Genomic DNA, 2128 nt, shown 5'->3' with positions numbered 1-2128 from the left:
GGCAAAACTGGCAATAATATATAATGAAGAAATGATTTAAGGTAACATTCTGTAAACTTCAAAAATTCAAAATTTCTTGCTAAGGAGGATTGTAAAAATTCCGATACACAAAATTATTTACATTACCGTGCCGTCCCATTCAACGCCAACGCCAACCAAATCACTGATAGCCCTTAAAGGCAAATATGTTCTTCCGTTTATTATAACAGGCGAAATTTTTGAACCGTCAGTATCCGTAAAAGTTTTTAAATCACCGTCATAATAAATTTTAATATTGTCATTTGCAGTTGCATCAACTTTTCTTAATGCACTGTAACCCCACACTGTACCTGCAGCAATTATGCTTGTAATAAGCAAAACTACAACAGCTAAAGAAACTCTTGTCATTCTCTTCATGTTTAGCATCTCCTTTGTTATAATTTATATAGTACTACACAAGAATTATAACATATTTATTTAGAAATAAAATCATAAAATTTACATAACGGGAAGAATGATGCCCACTTTTACAGGTGGAGGATACCAATTTTCTTTTCAGTAGAACACTAAAATATCTCAAGCTTCGTTGAAAAGAGAAACAGAAAAAAACATCCTTTGAGCAAAGGATGTTTCTAACTATATTATGAATGTTATATTTTACATTAACGGTTAAACTTGACGGTAAGAGCATTATACACTATTACTGACATTTCTCCGCGGGTAAGCTTATGGTTTGGTTCAAGCTTAAGATTGGTTGAAAGTTTTAGCTCTTCAGCTTTATCTACTACATTGTTAGGCCATTCACCTTTGAGTGTGCTTTCATATCCGAGGGCCCGAATCACAACAGCCAGAGCCTCTGCATAGGTTACATCATTATTAGGAGCAATGGTATTGTCGGGATAACCGGAAACAAGATCATATTTAATTGCAAGCTTGATATTGTTGAAAGCCCAATGATTTATGTTAATATCGGTAAAAGTAACTTTCACATTGTCAATGTCGGTATCACTGTTGTATCCCAATAAATTCACTACTAAAGTTATAAATTCACTTCTTTTAATTTTGTTTTCAAGTCTCAATGAGCCATCTTCATAACCTTTCATTATTCCTAGAGTCACGAGGGCATCGGCGTTCTTTGCCTGTATCTCGGGAATTGACTGTGCACTTATGTTTATTGAAGTTAAAGAAAGTACTGCGGCTAAAATAAACGATAGTATTATGTATTTTTTCACGCTATCAACTCCATTATAGTATTTTATTAAGTTTATATATTTAAATTATACACTATAATGAATAAGACAAACATTAAATAATAATTACAAATTTATCACAATAGAATTGAAACTATAATTTTATTGCATACAGACCAAAAAAATACATACCTATGCAGAATAATTCAAACTATAAAAACTAAAACTAAAATGAGTATAAAAAAGGAGGAAATACTATGTCAAAAACTATTGCAGCAATTTTTGATAATTACAGCAATGCCGAAAGAGCAGCTCAACAGATAAAGGATCAGGGATTGAGAACCGATGATATTTCAATAGTGACAAAGCAGGACGAGGAAGACAGCAATACAAAAGGTATGTTTATGGGAACAAACGATATGGGTGCTAATATGACTGCAGGAAGAAATGATAGAGGAGTAAACGATAATATATCCAATGGAGTGGTTTCGGGAGGAATACTTGGAGGATTGGCAGGATTGCTGATTGGTGCAGGAAGTATGATGATTCCTGGACTGGGAATTATAGCAGCAGCAGGTCCGATAACAGGACTTATTTCAGGAGTAGTTACTGGAGGTATTGTTGGAGGACTTATTGACTTGGGTATTCCCGAAAACAAAAGTCGGCAGTATGAGACAGACATAAAGGCAGGAAAAACTCTTTTTAGCATGAAAACGGATGATGATAAGGTTGATCAGATAAGTAAAATACTAAGAAGCAACGGTGCAGTAAGTGTGGATAACTACTAGTAGTATGTTCTTAAAGCAAAAAGCGAAGGGTTAATTCCCCTCGCTTTTATTATTGTCTTTATGAATACCACCTGCTATGCAGGTGGTTCCAAAAAGCTTATAGCTATGAGTAGATAAAAATACCTCCATTTGCTAAAATATAGCGGGTTTAGCCGACCGCATAAATAGCAA

General features: G+C 34.2%; 3 protein-coding genes. 1 reads left to right on the top strand and 2 read right to left on the bottom strand.

Going from position 1 to position 2128, the window contains the following annotated elements:
• Window positions 1–117 precede the first annotated feature (117 nt).
• Window positions 118–396 (bottom strand): stalk domain-containing protein, encoded by a 279-nt coding sequence (locus EFD62_RS17245; RefSeq protein ID WP_235832706.1) that lies wholly within the window; start codon window positions 394–396, stop codon window positions 118–120.
• Window positions 397–641: 245 nt separating this feature from the next.
• Entirely contained in the window at window positions 642–1211 is a 570-nt protein-coding gene (locus EFD62_RS17240) for an S-layer homology domain-containing protein (RefSeq protein WP_128706589.1), read from the bottom strand.
• Window positions 1212–1426: 215 nt separating this feature from the next.
• Here EFD62_RS17240 and EFD62_RS17235 point away from each other — a divergent pair, with 215 nt between their 5' ends.
• Complete coding sequence (locus tag EFD62_RS17235) at window positions 1427–1957, top strand: hypothetical protein (RefSeq protein WP_069195405.1); 531 nt, start codon at window positions 1427–1429, stop codon at window positions 1955–1957.
• The last annotated feature ends 171 nt before the right edge of the window (window positions 1958–2128 follow it).

The sequence above is a fragment of the Acetivibrio mesophilus genome (assembly GCF_004102745.1).
GTDB classification, from domain to species: Bacteria; Bacillota; Clostridia; order Acetivibrionales; family Acetivibrionaceae; genus Hungateiclostridium; species Hungateiclostridium mesophilum.
The sequence above is the reverse complement of the archived record's forward strand: the minus strand, read 5'-3'. Positions and strand labels throughout refer to the sequence as shown.